This window comes from Gottfriedia acidiceleris, from assembly GCF_050457485.1.
In the GTDB taxonomy this organism is placed as follows: Bacteria; Bacillota; Bacilli; order Bacillales; family Bacillaceae_G; genus Gottfriedia; species Gottfriedia acidiceleris_D.
The window spans coordinates 1-15,053 of sequence record NZ_JBCMJM010000012.1 but is presented as its reverse complement, the minus strand read 5'-3'; the positions used below and the strand labels follow the sequence as shown (position 1 = coordinate 15,053).

18 protein-coding genes are annotated in these 15,053 nt (G+C 31.7%); 4 read left to right on the top strand and 14 right to left on the bottom strand.

Going from position 1 to position 15,053, the window contains the following annotated elements:
* Positions 1–48: 48 nt before the first annotated feature.
* From argF to ABEY15_RS13165, 4 genes are all read right to left on the bottom strand, one after another.
* Positions 49–1,086, bottom strand: a complete 1,038-nt coding sequence (argF, locus tag ABEY15_RS13180) for an ornithine carbamoyltransferase (RefSeq protein ID WP_429890555.1) — start codon at positions 1,084–1,086, stop codon at positions 49–51.
* A 253-nt stretch (positions 1,087–1,339) separates the two neighbouring features.
* Complete coding sequence (locus tag ABEY15_RS13175) at positions 1,340–1,783, bottom strand: Dps family protein (protein WP_069033875.1); 444 nt, start codon at positions 1,781–1,783, stop codon at positions 1,340–1,342.
* A gap of 61 nt (positions 1,784–1,844) precedes the next feature.
* The gene (locus ABEY15_RS13170) at positions 1,845–2,618 is read right to left on the bottom strand and encodes a nucleotidyltransferase domain-containing protein (protein WP_429890554.1); all 774 of its coding nucleotides are present in this window, start codon (positions 2,616–2,618) and stop codon (positions 1,845–1,847) included.
* 214 nt (positions 2,619–2,832) lie between these two features.
* Complete coding sequence (locus ABEY15_RS13165; RefSeq protein ID WP_429890553.1) at positions 2,833–3,132, bottom strand: hypothetical protein; 300 nt, start codon at positions 3,130–3,132, stop codon at positions 2,833–2,835.
* Between the two features lie 243 nt (positions 3,133–3,375).
* Between ABEY15_RS13165 and ABEY15_RS13160 the strand changes: the two genes are divergently transcribed.
* Positions 3,376–3,660, top strand: a complete 285-nt coding sequence (locus ABEY15_RS13160) for a YciI family protein (RefSeq protein WP_429890552.1) — start codon at positions 3,376–3,378, stop codon at positions 3,658–3,660.
* Positions 3,661–3,706: 46 nt separating this feature from the next.
* Here ABEY15_RS13160 and ABEY15_RS13155 read toward each other — a convergent pair whose 3' ends face one another.
* From ABEY15_RS13155 to ABEY15_RS13140, 4 genes are all read right to left on the bottom strand, one after another.
* Positions 3,707–4,654, bottom strand: coding sequence for an aminoglycoside phosphotransferase family protein (locus tag ABEY15_RS13155; RefSeq protein ID WP_429890551.1), 948 nt, complete (start codon positions 4,652–4,654; stop codon positions 3,707–3,709).
* Positions 4,655–4,699: 45 nt separating this feature from the next.
* The gene (locus ABEY15_RS13150) at positions 4,700–5,962 is read right to left on the bottom strand and encodes an MFS transporter (RefSeq protein WP_429890550.1); all 1,263 of its coding nucleotides are present in this window, start codon (positions 5,960–5,962) and stop codon (positions 4,700–4,702) included.
* Positions 5,963–5,981: 19 nt separating this feature from the next.
* On the bottom strand, positions 5,982–6,650 hold the full coding sequence (locus tag ABEY15_RS13145) for an HAD family hydrolase (RefSeq protein WP_429890548.1): 669 nt from the start codon (positions 6,648–6,650) through the stop codon (positions 5,982–5,984).
* Between the two features lie 70 nt (positions 6,651–6,720).
* On the bottom strand, positions 6,721–7,266 hold the full coding sequence (locus ABEY15_RS13140; protein WP_429890546.1) for a GNAT family N-acetyltransferase: 546 nt from the start codon (positions 7,264–7,266) through the stop codon (positions 6,721–6,723).
* Positions 7,267–7,610: 344 nt separating this feature from the next.
* On the opposite strand from ABEY15_RS13140, the gene ABEY15_RS13135 reads away from it, so the two are divergent.
* Entirely contained in the window at positions 7,611–8,222 is a 612-nt protein-coding gene (locus tag ABEY15_RS13135) for a DedA family protein (RefSeq protein WP_429890544.1), read from the top strand.
* Between the two features lie 51 nt (positions 8,223–8,273).
* Here the strand turns inward: ABEY15_RS13135 and ABEY15_RS13130 are convergent, their stop codons facing one another.
* Positions 8,274–10,400: a heavy metal translocating P-type ATPase gene (locus ABEY15_RS13130; RefSeq protein WP_429890542.1), complete on the bottom strand. Its 2,127-nt coding sequence runs from the start codon at positions 10,398–10,400 to the stop codon at positions 8,274–8,276.
* 34 nt (positions 10,401–10,434) lie between these two features.
* Positions 10,435–10,818, bottom strand: coding sequence for an ArsR/SmtB family transcription factor (locus tag ABEY15_RS13125; protein WP_429890541.1), 384 nt, complete (start codon positions 10,816–10,818; stop codon positions 10,435–10,437).
* Between the two features lie 163 nt (positions 10,819–10,981).
* Between ABEY15_RS13125 and ABEY15_RS13120 the strand changes: the two genes are divergently transcribed.
* On the top strand, positions 10,982–11,143 hold the full coding sequence (locus ABEY15_RS13120) for a hypothetical protein (RefSeq protein WP_165347033.1): 162 nt from the start codon (positions 10,982–10,984) through the stop codon (positions 11,141–11,143).
* 76 nt (positions 11,144–11,219) lie between these two features.
* On the opposite strand, the gene ABEY15_RS13115 is transcribed toward ABEY15_RS13120, so the two are convergent.
* From ABEY15_RS13115 to ABEY15_RS13100, 4 genes are all read right to left on the bottom strand, one after another.
* Positions 11,220–11,735 carry a PCYCGC motif-containing (lipo)protein gene (locus tag ABEY15_RS13115; protein ID WP_429890539.1) on the bottom strand — a complete coding sequence of 172 codons (516 nt, stop codon included), beginning with the start codon at positions 11,733–11,735 and terminating at the stop codon, positions 11,220–11,222.
* 96 nt (positions 11,736–11,831) lie between these two features.
* A complete protein-coding gene (locus tag ABEY15_RS13110) occupies positions 11,832–12,212 on the bottom strand; it encodes a hypothetical protein (RefSeq protein WP_429890537.1) in 381 nt (126 codons plus the stop codon).
* A 31-nt stretch (positions 12,213–12,243) separates the two neighbouring features.
* The gene (locus tag ABEY15_RS13105; RefSeq protein ID WP_429890535.1) at positions 12,244–12,750 is read right to left on the bottom strand and encodes a GNAT family N-acetyltransferase; all 507 of its coding nucleotides are present in this window, start codon (positions 12,748–12,750) and stop codon (positions 12,244–12,246) included.
* 65 nt (positions 12,751–12,815) lie between these two features.
* Positions 12,816–13,523, bottom strand: a complete 708-nt coding sequence (locus ABEY15_RS13100) for a DNA alkylation repair protein (RefSeq protein ID WP_429890759.1) — start codon at positions 13,521–13,523, stop codon at positions 12,816–12,818.
* Positions 13,524–13,612: 89 nt separating this feature from the next.
* Here ABEY15_RS13100 and ABEY15_RS13095 point away from each other — a divergent pair, with 89 nt between their 5' ends.
* Positions 13,613–14,398 (top strand): carbonic anhydrase, encoded by a 786-nt coding sequence (locus ABEY15_RS13095; protein ID WP_429890533.1) that lies wholly within the window; start codon positions 13,613–13,615, stop codon positions 14,396–14,398.
* Positions 14,399–15,053: the final 655 nt, after the last annotated feature.

Below are 15,053 nucleotides of genomic sequence, written 5' to 3'. Positions count from 1 at the left end.
GTTATTACCCCCGATTAGATTATTAAGAAATATAATAAATTTTTAGAATTATAAATTACCCATTAAGGCAACTAAGATTGCTTTTTGAGCGTGAAGTCGATTTTCAGCTTCATCAAATACTACCGAATGCTTACCATCAATTACTGAAGCAGTTACTTCTTCCCCTCTATGTGCAGGTAAGCAGTGCATGAATAAATAATCATCTTTAGCGTTTTCTAATAAGTGATCATTTACTTGATACGGGCTAAAATCTTTTAAGCGAATTTCAGCCTCTTCCTCTTGCCCCATACTGGTCCAAACATCCGTTATTACAACATCAGCTCTACTTACACCATCTACAGGGTTATTAACTACTTCAATAACACTTCCAGTTGTTTTTGCAACATGCTTCATCGATTGAATTACAACTTTATTCGGTTCATACCCAACGGGACATGCAATTGTTAAATAAACACCAAGCTTAGCTGCGCCTTCAATTAATGAATGACAGATGTTATTATTTCCGTCTCCTACATAAGCAATCTTCAAACCTTTTAATCTACCTTTATGCTCAAGAATTGTTAAGAAATCAGCCATGATTTGAGCAGGATGGTGCAGATTTGTTAATCCATTAATAACTGGAATTGACGAGTGTTCAGCAAACTCGCTCAACATATCATGAGTATTTGCTCGAATCATGACCCCATCTACATAACGAGAAAATACTTTCGATGTATCATGAACAGTTTCGCCTCTACCAATCTGTAAATCTTTACTACTCATAAAGATTGCATGACCACCTAATTGCATCATCGCAATTTCAAATGAAAGTCTCGTTCTAGTAGAATTCTTTTCAAAAATCATCCCTAGTACTTTGTCTTTTAAATACGGATGTGCCTCTCCCGCCTTTTGCATATTTTTCATCTCTAAAGATTTTTCAAGTAAGAATAATAATTCACTTGATGAAAACTCACTTATTGAAAGAAAATTTTTCCCTTTAAAATCCGACCATTTTACAGAGCTGAAATTTCCTTTTGTAACATTCCCTTTTGTCTTTTGAATATAACCATTTTTCTTTACATGATTTTCTTTCAATACTTTACTCATAAATCCATCCCCTTTTTTTAGAAGTTCAGATTCTTATATAATGAATGATTATACACAAATATAAATAATTATACAATTGGTTTTTTAGTTTTTTTTGGTAATTTTTTATAAATAATTTTAACGCATCACAAAAAACCTTATAAACACTCGTTTTATACTAATAAACAAGATAAAAAAAAACGGATAAAATAAAAAAAGATGAACTAACCAATCATATGTAATGATAGGTCAATCCACCTTTTTAAATATTTATTCATTTACCAAGAAATGACTTTAACATCCAAAGCATCTTTTCAATTTCAGCAATCTTACCTAGGAATAAATCAGCTGTTTCTTGATCATCACTTTCTTCAGCAATTGAGATTACATCACGCGATTCTTGTACAACTTTTTCATAGTCCTTAATCAGATCGGACACCATTTCTTCTGCAGAAAACGTATGATTACCTTCTTTAATCGTAGCCGTTTCTAAGTATTCACGAAGTGTAGCTATTGGTTTTGCGCCAATTGTTAAAATACGTTCTCCTAAATCGTCTACCATTACTTTTGCATCGTCATAATACAATTCAAATTTTTCATGTAGAGTAAAAAAATTCGGTCCTTTTACATACCAATGATAGTTATGTAATTTTACATATAACACATTCCAATTCGCCAGTTGTTGATTTAATAGACTTTCTAAATTTGCCAACTTCATTCACACTCCAATTTCTTTGTAACATACAAAGAAATTTTTCCCAAAAAGTGTGCAGTCTATTCTATTTTTCCCATGAATGTTCAATTGTAGTTCGAAATAGTTCGTTTAAGTTCTCAGTATTTACCTTGTTTGACTCAGAAATCCCCTTCACATACTCTTCAAAAAACTGAATTTTATTTTCAATAAAATCGTTTAATACTTTTTTTCTAGGCTCAAGATCTACTTCTTCACCTTGTTTTTTTCGGATTAATAACTTGTCTACTTCTTCTAAAAATTCCTGTTCTAACCCTTCCATCTCTAAAAGTTCATCAAACAAAATTGGGGGAATTTTATTGTATTTTTGGATCCATATACAAGCTAATAGTGGTCTTAATACATAAAAATACTTTTTAATCTTAACTTCTTCCCATTGCAAATAATCACGGTAATTCCCTTTGGCCATATGGAGATAATGGTAAATACATGCCTTTTTAGAAAGAATGTCATTACCGATTTTTCTTAATTCTACTGAAATCGTTAAATCATCATGATAAACAATTGGAGACCTTATCCATTCTAATAAGGCCGGGTTTGATTTTGCAAAAAGATTAAGTGCCTTTTTTATGTCCCACCCACTAAAATCAAGTAAATCATTGATAGGATATTCAATTACGTCACGTTTTTGGTCGATGCTTAAATACCAATCTTTTCGATGAACATAAACAAAACGTACATCATAATCGCTGTCTTTAGATGGAAATCCCCACGCTCTACTACCAGACTCAACTGCAAATAGTATTTTTACGTCATGTTCGGTTTCTATTTGTTTTAGTTTTTCTACAATTATTTCCTTCATATTTATCTCCTTACACCGCGTCATGAAATGCTATAGTATAACTAGTATAATAATAATTATTATATCTGCTCAAGGAGTTTCTTGAATTTATTATAAATTCGAACAGAAGGTTTAAAGTAGGCTCCGTATGACTTTTTAACGATATTTAAAGCTAAAACCGGATCATTAAATTCTGATTTTAAAATAAAAAAGACAGTTATAACTGCCCTTCAATTTAATAGTAATTTATATAGGTTGATATTGATTTTAACTTTTCTTCAAGCGAGGTAATATCTTCTGCTTTCAATTCCTCTAAGTAATTTACTTCTCCATCTTCACTATCAAAATGTAAATTATTATCATTTTTATTAAATGTAATAGATGTTCCGATCGGAACCCTATATTCATTTTCATTTTGAATTAACTCAAGTATTTCCATTTTAGGGTAAGTACTAAAATTATCATTAGTTACGAAAGATTTTATTTGATTAACTACTTCTGTGATTATCTCTAATTTTTCATCGCTATTCATCATTTATTCACCTCATTTTATATTTCCCAACTTTGGAGAAATTTTCTCTATAAAATAACTTGAAGGATGTTTCTCCAACTGTACATTAATATCTACTCCATCTTCTACTCTTGATTGTCTTAATTAAATTGCTCCAAATGGCATTTGTCAGATTTACTCCTTCGGTATATTATGAGAGAAAAATACAATGATTTAATTAGATTCCATCATTATTTTAACTAGTCTATCCGATAGGACGTGGCTTAAGTGGAAAACTTTATTTATGTTTTAAAACCAGTTCGATCAACTTTTTTACATGATTCAACGGAAGAAGAACGAAATATTGTATCAGAGCATTTTCATTATCTACAGAACTTAAATAAAGAAAAGACAGTATCATTAGCAGGAAGAACCGAACAAGCTGAATTTGGTATTGTCATCTTAAAAACAGAAAACTTACAGCACGCAAAAGAAATCATGCAAAATGATCCGGCTGTAAAAAAAAATGTAATGACTGCTGAACTATATCCATTTTTAATTGCATTAAATTAAATACAAAAAGTGCATCGAAAATTCTCGATGCACTTTTTATTGGTAATTACTTTATATTAAAAAATATATTTTCTAATTCTTTTAACGTAGTAGCTTTTTTAGCTACTTCAGACTTTTCTTGATAGAAACTAATATTACTAAAACGATGAAGTAATAAATAAGTCATTAATTCTTTTTGTAAGCCCTCGTTTAATTCGTTTTTCTTATAGCCATAGCTCTCTAGAAAAATTTTATTTAGTCCTTCAAATGGATAAAACATAAACGCTATTGGCCCAAGTAAATCATATTTTGAGTTTCCTACAAAGCAATCAGCAAAATCAATTAAACCAGTAAATTTCCACATACCATCCAATTTATTCATGATTAAATTAAATGGCGTGTATTCTCCTGTTAATAACACAATCTCCACATTTCCTTGCAATGTTTTATCATCTATATAGCTTGTTAATTGATTAAATAAATCATCATTCATTCCGTTATTTTTATGATGATTCTCTACTTGCTCTAATTGATTCGTAATAAAATGCTTCCAAAGATCATAATCATCTTGTTTTGTGGAGATCGTTGCGTCATGGATTTCACTTATGATTTTTCCTAAATCAAACGCAATTTGCTTTTTCTCCTCAAAAGTCAGGTCATCAAAGACATCAATTAAAAGAGTCCCTTTTAGTTCACTCATTACTAAATAGCTCCAGCCTTCAAATTGACCAGTTGAAATTAATTTAGGAACATCTACGGACAGAGTTCTCCTGTTTAAAAACTCAAGAACCTGCTTCTCCTTTATGAACTCGTCATTCACATAAGAAGGATATAATTTAATTACAATTTCACCATCTATACTAAAAACAATATTCCCACCGTACGAAAATCGAGTAAGCTTCTCATAATCGATCTTTTCTAACTCACAAATTTTACGAATCTTACCTTCCCAAAAACAATTTTTCTCGCGCATTATTTTATATTTTTCTTTTGTTATTTTATAAAGATAGGTCATCTATTCTACCTCAATTTTTAAATATTTCGTTTCTTAATTTTCCTTCTACGCAGAAAGATTTTGATTTAATACCGCTCTTTTTTTAATATTAAGTACAAATAATGTTGCAACTAAACAAAAGATACCTGCTGCAATAAAAATCGATTGGTAGGCATTTAACCAAGAATAAACTAAACCTCCACCATATGCTGCAGCTCCAGCACCTAATTGATGGGCGGTATAAATCCATCCATAGATTACCCCTACCTTCTCTTTCCCAAAATGATCCGTCGCTAGTTTAATAGTTGGAGGAACTGTAGCAATCCAATCCATCCCATAGAAAATGGCAAAAGCACTTAAATAAATGATTGAATTAGTAGATAAAGCAAAAGGAAGAATAAGTAATGATAATCCTCTTAAACCATAATACCAAAATAACAACCAACGATTATCAAAGCGATCGGAAATATATCCGGATAAAGTCGTTCCTATAATATTAAATATTCCCATGAACGCTAAAATACTAGCAGCCGTTACCTCTTTATATCCATAATCGATACAAAGTGAGATAAAATGAGTACCGATCAAACCACTAGTTGAAAAGCCACAAACGAAGAAACTTCCCGCCAATAACCAAAAAACTTTCGATTTAGCACCTAATTTTAACCCATCAAAAGCTGCCTTCACTGGATTTACATTTTTCGCTTGCTTCTGATTACTTTTTTCAGCCCCTAAAGGTAGAATCCCAACATCTGCTGGATCATTCTTCATAAAAATCCAAAGTAATACATAAATGAATACACCAAAAGAAAATATGGTTAAAACGGCATTTCTCCATGAATAATTTTCAACGATATAGGCCATAAGCGGCAAGAAAACAAGTTGACCGGCTGCTGAACTGGAGGTTAAAAGACCTAGCGCTAAACCACGCTTTTTTTCAAACCAAGTAGTGGCAACATACGCATTTAACACCGTCAAAAATGCCCCCGCACTTAAACCAATAATGATTCCCCAAATGATAAATAAATGCCAAATTCGTGTCATAATTGTTGTTAGTAAAATAGCAGCTAATAATGTTCCCATACCTACTAACAATACTTTTCTTACACTAAACTTTTGATATAAGCCAGCAATAAATGGACCAGAGAATCCAACAAGAGTTATACAAATCGCAAACGCACCAGAAATTGATGCTCTACTCCAACCAAATTCCTTTTCAAAAGGAATCATCATCACTCCAGACATCGTATTTGTTACTGCGGCAATAATGACGGATAAGAATGTAACAATTAAAATAATCCAAGCATAATGTATTTTTCCACTCTTCAATCAAACTCCTCCTTCATTATTAGACCATGATCTTTCTCTCATTTAATAACATTTTTTTAAGCTTATCTACACTACTAACAATTGCATTCGCTCCTGCATCAGTTAATTCCAATTCACTTCCATAACCATAAGTTACTCCAATTGCATCAATATTAGCGATTTTGGCACCCTTTATATCGTGAAGTCGGTCTCCAACCATTACCGAATCTTCCTTAGAAAGATTATTATTCATTTCAAAAATATACTCAATGATCTCGCCTTTATCGATTCTTGTGCCATCTAGTTCACTTCCAACAATTTGAATAAAATACTCATCGAGTTGGAAATGACTCAATATTTTCTTTGCGAAAATAGTTGGTTTTGAAGTTGCTACATATAATCTTTTTTTCTCTTTTTGCAAATCGCTTAGAAGTTCACGTATCCCATCATATACATTATTTTCAATCATACCACTCTGCGAAAAGTATTCGCGATAAAAACGAACTGCATTTAATATATCTTTTTCATTTAATTGGAAAATTTCAGAAAAAGATTGTTGAATCGGAGGCCCAATAAATTTTAAAAGCTCTGCTTCTAATGGAATAGCTATATTCAATTTCTGTAATGCATACTTTACCGAGTTCAAAATCCCTACTTTTGGATCCGTTAATGTACCATCTAAATCAAACAAGATTGTATTATAAGTCATTATTTTGTCCTCCATCATTATTACTCCACAAAAAAGCGTTAGCATTTTTAGCTAACGCAAATTTATCAATTTACTTTTTCCATTCATTTTTCAACATACTATAAACAGCAATATCATAAAACTTATCTCTAATTTGCTGAGCTTCCCTTTGAATACCTTCTTGTTTAAAACTTAAACGTTCAGGAATTGCCCTACTCTTTCCATTTTCAACAGCTGCTCTAATCACGACTCGATTCAGATTAAGTTCATCATAACAATATGAAACTAAACCTTCTACAGCACGAGTCATTATTCCCTTACCTTGTACATGTTCACTTAACCAATAGCCGATTTCAGTTGTTTGATTCGACCAATCTATATAATGTAATCCTACCATACCTACTAATTCATTTTTATAAAAAATGCCCGCTTCAAAACCATTATTATCTGCAAATTTTTGTAGCCACATAGGTATAATTGATTTTTGATAATCCTCGATCAATGGAATATTTTCAGCCCAAATCAACCATTCTTTTAAGGAATTTTGATTTCCCTTCAGTGCCTCTACTAATGTTGCTGCATATTTCGGTGTTAATAAATTGATTGATAAATCCTCACTAATTTGAACCTTAAACATGTCCATCCTCCTTTTTTTACTAAGACATTATTTCTAATTAGCTAATTACATTTCTTCAGATTTAGGAGAAGTATTGTAACCAAATCTAATTTCTGCTTTTATATTAATCTACTTTAATTCTCTACAAACGGATCTAAATCCTCTGACTTTCAAAAAAAATATTTTAATCCATTGTTCTCAAGACATAAAATCTACATTTTATTAGTTGTTTTTATATATATATTTTTGGAACAAGTTTCACAATTACTTGCCTAATTAATAGTTACATAGTATATTTTTTCAAAAGGAATATTAAAAACTTCTAATTATTTCTTAAAAATAAAAATCAATCTTGAGGTAATTTCATGCAAAACTGGATTATTGAAACAATGGATACATTTGGCTATTTAGGTATCTTTTTATTAATTGCATTAGAAAACATATTTCCTCCAATTCCTTCCGAAGTAATTTTAACGTTTGGTGGGTTCATGACTACTGAATCTTCACTATCTAAAATAGGTGTTATTTTCTTTTCAACTTTAGGATCAGTAATTGGAGCAATCATACTTTTTTGGATTGGTACATTACTAGATATAAATACGTTAGAAAAAATCGTAGAACGCTGGGGGCATTTTTTACGTTTAACTAAAAAGGATGTCCATAAAGCGGACGAATGGTTTTCAAAATACGGTGTTTGGACTGTCTTTTTCTGTAGACTGATTCCATTAATACGTAGTTTAATTTCTATACCAGCTGGAATGGCTAGAATGAATTTTTGGATCTTTTTGCTATTTACAACTTTAGGCTCATTAATATGGAATACAATTTTAGTTTTAGTTGGTGCATCAGTCGGTGCATCCTGGGAAAAGATTGTTGGGTATATGGATGTGTATTCAAGTATTATTTATGGATTTTTAGCGATTGGATTGGTCATTTTTATCTTCCTTTTTATCAAAAAAAGAAAACGTTCTGCCTAAATAAGAAGAAAAAAACTCAGACTAATTTCGTTTAGTCTGAGTTTTTTAGCTTTATTTATATCTAAGTACTCTCATCGAATTCAATACTGCCAATACAGTAACTCCAACATCTGAAATTACTGCTTCCCACATTGTAGCTATTCCGATTACACCTAGTAATAAGAAAAATCCTTTCACTGCTAAAGCAAAAAAGATGTTTTGCCATACTATTTGTCTTGTACGTTTAGCGATTTTAATTGCATCCACAATTTTTGAAGGTTCATCCGACATTAATACAACATCAGCAGCTTCGATCGCTGCATCGGAACCAATTCCTCCCATTGCTATACCTATATCTGCTTGTGCTAAAACTGGCGCATCATTAATACCGTCCCCAACAAATGCAATTTTTTCTTTCGATGATTTTATTTTTTCTATCAATTCAAGCTTTTCTACCTTCTGATGTGGAAGAAGCTCTGAATAAATATCATCTATTGCTAATTCTTTACCAATACTTTTCGCAACTGAGTTAGAATCACCGGTTAACATAACAGTCTTTTTAATTCCAACTTTTTTAAGCTCAAGTATCGCTTTTTTTGCATCATCTTTTAGTTGATCTGCAATGACAATTGATCCTATATAATGATTATTTTTTGCTAAATAAACTGTTGTGCCTACTTCTCTGGTTGGTTCATATAAAATTGAATGACTTTCCATTAGTCTTGAATTCCCTACTAACAGAGCATCTCCATTAATCGTAACGCTAATTCCATGTCCGGCAATTTCAGTATAGTTTGATAGCTTTGCTTCAACAATATCTTTACCATACTTTTGACGAATTGATAATGCGATTGGGTGAGTAGAATAAAACTCTCCATAAGCAGCTAATTCCAATAACTCCTCTTTCGAATGACCACGAGTAGGTATAATCGAGCTTACTTGGAATTGCCCTTTCGTCAACGTTCCAGTTTTATCAAACACAATATATTTCAAATCATTTAATGCTTCTAAATAATTACTTCCTTTTACTAATACTCCCGATTTTGATGCTGCTCCGATTCCTCCAAAAAATCCTAAAGGAATTGAAACAACTAGAGCACAAGGACATGAAATAACTAGGAAAATTAATGCTCGATATACCCAATCATAAAGTGTTTCACCTGGAATAAAAATTGGTGGAATGATTGCAATTATTGCTGCTGTGATTACAACTATAGGTGTATAAACCTTTGCAAATTTTGTAATAAAATTTTCAGTAGGAGCCTTTTTATTTGTTGCATTTTGAACAAGTTCTAATATTTTTGATACTGTCGATTCATTAAATTTCTTCGTGACTTCAATTTCAAGTAAACCTTGAACATTTATAAATCCACTTAATACTTCATCGCCCTCAAATATTTCTCTTGGTAATGACTCACCTGTTAATGCAGAAGTATCAACACTTGAAAATCCACTTTTTACAATTCCGTCTAACGGAACCCTTTCCCCAGGTTTAACGATGATCGTATCTCCAATTTGAATCTTTTCAGGAGATACTTGTTCAGTTTTATCACCATTTTTTAAATTAGCATAATCAGGACGTATATCCATTAATTTTGAAATCGAATTCCGTGATCGGTTTACTGCAATACTTTGGAACAATTCACCTAACTGATAAAATAGCATTACGGCAACAGCTTCAGGGTATTCTCCAATAATAAATGCACCAATTGTAGCTACTCCCATTAAAAAATTCTCATCAAATACTTGCCCTCTAAAAATATTACGAATCGCTTTTAAAACAACGTCCGCACCCGCTATTAAATAGGCAGCTATAAAAATAATCAATTGATAGAGCATAGGTACATTAAGTAATTGAGCTAAAATTAATAAAGTAGTACCGATCCCTAATTTAACAATAAGTTTCTTTGTTTCAGCATTCATTCCCTGCTGCTTCTCTTGCCCAAGTTTTGAATCCATTTTTGAAACAGGATTAATATGCGGTTCTAATACACGAATCTTATCTTTGGCGCTCTCGATAACTGATTCTTTTTGTTCTTCACTCGTCGTAATTGTCATCGTCAATGTTGCAAAATTTACTGAACATGCATCAACGCCTTCAAGTGTGGAAACTCCTTTTTCAATCTTCATTGCACAATTAGCGCAATCAAGACCTTCTAATTTTAATTCACTATTTACTTGTCTTTGTCCCCTACTCAACAAACTCAACTCCTCTCTTTAAGAAACACCTATTTTAATCCTCTAAAATATGTTCTAGTGCTTGGTTGAAAATTTGCGTAACATGCTCATCTGCTAACGAATAATAAACTACTTTACCTTCTTTACGATTTTTTACTAAATGCGCCTGTTTTAATACACGTAACTGATGTGATATAGATGATTGAGTCATTTCTAATAAATAAGCTAGGTCACATACACACATCTCAGATTGACTAAGTGCATGTAATATTCTCGTTCTCGTCTTATCTCCAAGAACTTTAAAAAGTTCTGCTACTCCTGTCAGTGTTTCAATATTTAACATGCTTTCTTTTACTGAAAGAATTATATCCTCATGCATAACCGTTTGTTGACAAGCTTCATCACAAACTTCGTCAACTTTCTTCTTTTCTTCAATCATAAACTGTCCTCCTATGAATACATGAACAATCATTCATATGTTTTCTATATGTATATTATATGAGTGATTGCTCATATGTGTCAAAATATTATTTGTAAAATTTAAAGGAATATTACATATGATAAAGAAATGATTAGTAATGCATACAAAAGGAGAAAATTTAATGACTCTAATCGGATATCTTTTTTGGGGAATTTGCTTAGTAGCCGTAATATTTACCTTTTTAATCGAAAAAAAATTAGGAACAACTCCTCCTTATAAAACTGAACATCAAGCATTATTTGAAGAAATTACGAAGATAGATCGAGCTTTAGTACAGGAATAAACTTTAAAAATACAAAAGTCAGACAGTTACCGGAATTTCTCAGTAACTCTCTGACTTTTAATTTTGTCTTATATCCTTATCCCTGTTCTTTTGGCATAGGGGTATTTGTCGGCTTGGCATATCCTTCTTTGTATTTATTATCAATGACTTTTCGAATTTCTAAAGGTGTTTTTCCTTCTTGCTGTAATTTCGCTGATTCAACTGCAATTTCCATACAGTTGACACACGAAGTTGCATGGCTATCCCACACGATTGAACCATCTTCTTTTACTTCATGAATAAAGCAATCTAAATTACTTTTATGTCCTACACTTTCACCGCAACCACAATAACACGGAATATTTTTAAGTAAATCAGCATGCTGTGCTGCCACCATATAAATTTGTTGAATCTGTTGTTCTTTATCGCCTAAAAACTTCGGCAAAGTTTCTTTATTGATTGTTTGTTCTCTAATATCGCTTGTTTGAATATGTTCGGCATGATTTTCATGTTTCTTTGTAGTATTCGTTTCAGCTTGTTGATTACTGCATCCTGTAAATAAAATGGAAATCATTAAAGCTGAAAGTACATTATGAATTGTTTTCCGTTTCATCTATTTCCTCCAATATATACACGTTAATCATATTTTAATAATTATTGGAGTGGAAAACAAATGATATTTAAATCTGATACCAATGATTGAACCTAACTATGAATAAAAAACTGAGTCGATCTGCGGTTGCAATAAACTTGTAAGTAAAAAGAAAAATCTTATCAAAAAACCAGCCCATGCAAAACGTCTATATTTTTCCCATCGATCCAGATTATCATTACGTTTACAGATCCACATTAAAATCCAGAATCCAAGTGGTAAAATTGGTATTTCAATACGGTATTGATCGAAATTCAAATTAATACTAAATACAAATAAACCAATAAGCATTGCAAGAATAGCCTTCCATACTTCAGGCTTCAAATCATTTGTCTTATAGACCCTATAAAATAAAATGCCAAGAGTAATATAATTTACTAGCGTAATAATGATGGTAGAAACAAAATGATATTCATCAAAATGGGTATTAACGTCCATTAGATTCTCCTTTTAGATAATTTGATGGTTTCTAATAATTATGACGGTCTTTACGATAATATTTAGTTAATTCACCATTTTCCTCATCAATTGATTCTAAAATTAAATTAAATCCTTTTTTCTCCAGGATTTTTACTGAATAGATGTTTTTTGCTTCAACAGAAGCTACTATAAAATTTAACTTTCTAAATGAAAAACAATAATCTTCTATTAAACTAGCAATTTCAAAACCAAAACCTTTTCCCCATTCTTCTTCAACTAATCGATAGCCTATTTCAAACTCATCCGCTTCATTTTTTATGACAGCACATGTTCCAATCAATTGATTAGTCTCATTTTTACAAACTGCCATCACTTCAAAATCAGCATTTTTCTCTTTATATATTTGAAGTATCTTATTTAATTCATTTTCAGTTTCTTCTAGTGTTTTGGGACGATTTGTTATGTATCTCATTACTTCCGCATTAGATTGAAGTTGGTGTAAATGCTCTAAGTCTTCCATTTTTAGCTTTCTTAAATATAGTCTATTTGATTTCATAATCATGGTTATCTCCCGTTTCTTTCTAATAAAAAGTCACCTATTAATATAGGTGACTTATCAAATTAACAAATACATGTTTTTTTCTTAACCCCAAGCTTTCCCCTAGCTTCGACCTTTTCAATATAATCAGTCGCTAGAGGTACCTTACAAGCAGTATCTCCTACGTCCACGTGTACTTTTCCAATCTTTTGACCAACCATCATTGCTTCAACTGTAAGACTTGGAACAAAACTACCTACTGAAATTACAAACCCATTCATTGTATAACGAACTCTATTTTTTGAAGTATGTATATTATTTTCAACATAATTAAGTAATTCACGAACTTCTTCCTTATCAATCTCTTCGTCTGGTGCAATTGATAAATAATGACTATAAGTACTCCATCCACAATTTTCAATCAATTCATCATCTGACTTCAACCATTCTCTAGCTAATTCGATTGCATACTGGCTTTCTGCTGCAACAGCACCTACAATACTTTCAGAAATCATATACCAGTGAGCTTCTTTCGCCCATTTTTGAAGTTGTTCTTTTGTCATTAATTTCGGATTGATTGATAAACCCGCTAAATACATCGCATCTGAATTTCCTGTATGAAAAAGTGATAATGCTAATTCTTGATCCTTTTTAACATATTTAACAAGCTTTTTCATATCACCAATTTTAACCCCAAAGAATGGTTCCTTTGCACCATGACGCAAAAAAGTTTTTTTCGTTTGCTCAGTTCCCATTTCCTCTAATGATTTCATAACTTCTTCTAATGTCATCATCTTCTGCCCCCTTAATAAAGGTTTGTTCCGTAACATCGTTGTCTAAAATGTATCCTATCATACATATCAAGGAAGGAAAGTATATAATGAACTATTTTTTTCTATTCATCATACTATTCAGTTTTACACTCTCAGCTTGTTCAAATAATCAGATCGTACATAAGGTTCATCAAAATAAAACAACAGTTGCAACTGCAAGTAATGAAGACTGGTCTTACACAGGAAAAACTGGACCAAATTATTGGAGTACAATCAATAAAAAATATGCACTTTGTTCAAATGGGAAACAGCAATCTCCAATTAATATTGATCAAGCTATAAAAAAATCACTTCCTTTAGGAATAAACTATCATAATGATCTTTTTAAAATAGAAAGGTCGGAGTACACGGTAAAATTCATTCCAGTTAATCACTCCAACTCAATTAATTTAAATGGAACAAACTATACATTACTACAATTTCATTTCCATACTCCAAGCGAGCATACAATAAATGGGAATCAAAGTGATTTAGAGATTCATTTTATAAATGAAAATAAAAATAAATCTATTATTACAATCGGAGTACTTGTTGATAGTGGGAGATTAAATAAAGAATTCCAAAAAATCCTAAATGCAAATCCTATAGATGAAGATCTTGGGGGAAAGGTTGTAAAAATAAGCTTGCAGTCATTTATTCCGTATACTAGTAAAAAATTTTCATACACTGGCTCTTTTACAACTCCTCCATGTACTGAAGGGATTAAATGGATAATCTTTAACAAACCTATACAATTTTCTGAAGAACAAATCCATTCTTATCAAAATTATTTCGAACCTAATAGCCGCCCCGTTCAGCCATTAAATGGTAGAGATTTATTTGAATCTTGGTAAACATAATGGGGTCATGAGGTACTATTATTGCTCGTTTTCGTAAATTCCTTCCTCATAACTGGTTCATGAGGTACTATAACTGCTCGGTTTCCAAAATTACTTCCTCATAACTGGTTCATGAGGTACTATCTTTGCTCGTTTGCGTAATTTACTTCCTCATAACTGGTTCATGAGGTGCTATTATTACTCGTTTTCGTAATTTACTTCCTCATAACAGCTTCATGAGGCACTATCTTTGCTCGGTTGCGTAATTTACTTCCTCATAACAGCTTCATGAGGCACTATCTTTGCTCGTTTGCGTAATTTACTTCCTCATAACTGGCTCATGAGGTACTATAACTGCTCGGTTTCCAAAATTACTTCCTCATAACTGGTTCATGAGGTACTATTATTGCTCGTTTTCGTAATTTACTTCCTCATAACAGCTTCATGAGGTACTATCTTTGCTCGTTTTCGTAATTTACTTCCTCATAACAGCTTCATGAGGTACTATCATTGCTCGTTTGCTTAATTTACTTCCTCATAACATCCTGTAGTGGAAATCAACATCACTCTACTCCTTTTACGAAAATTTGGTAATTTAATTGACAAGGTTGTTTTTCAAAAACATAAAAAAGTTATCCTACTTAAAGGATAACTTTTTTGTTTAAATCAT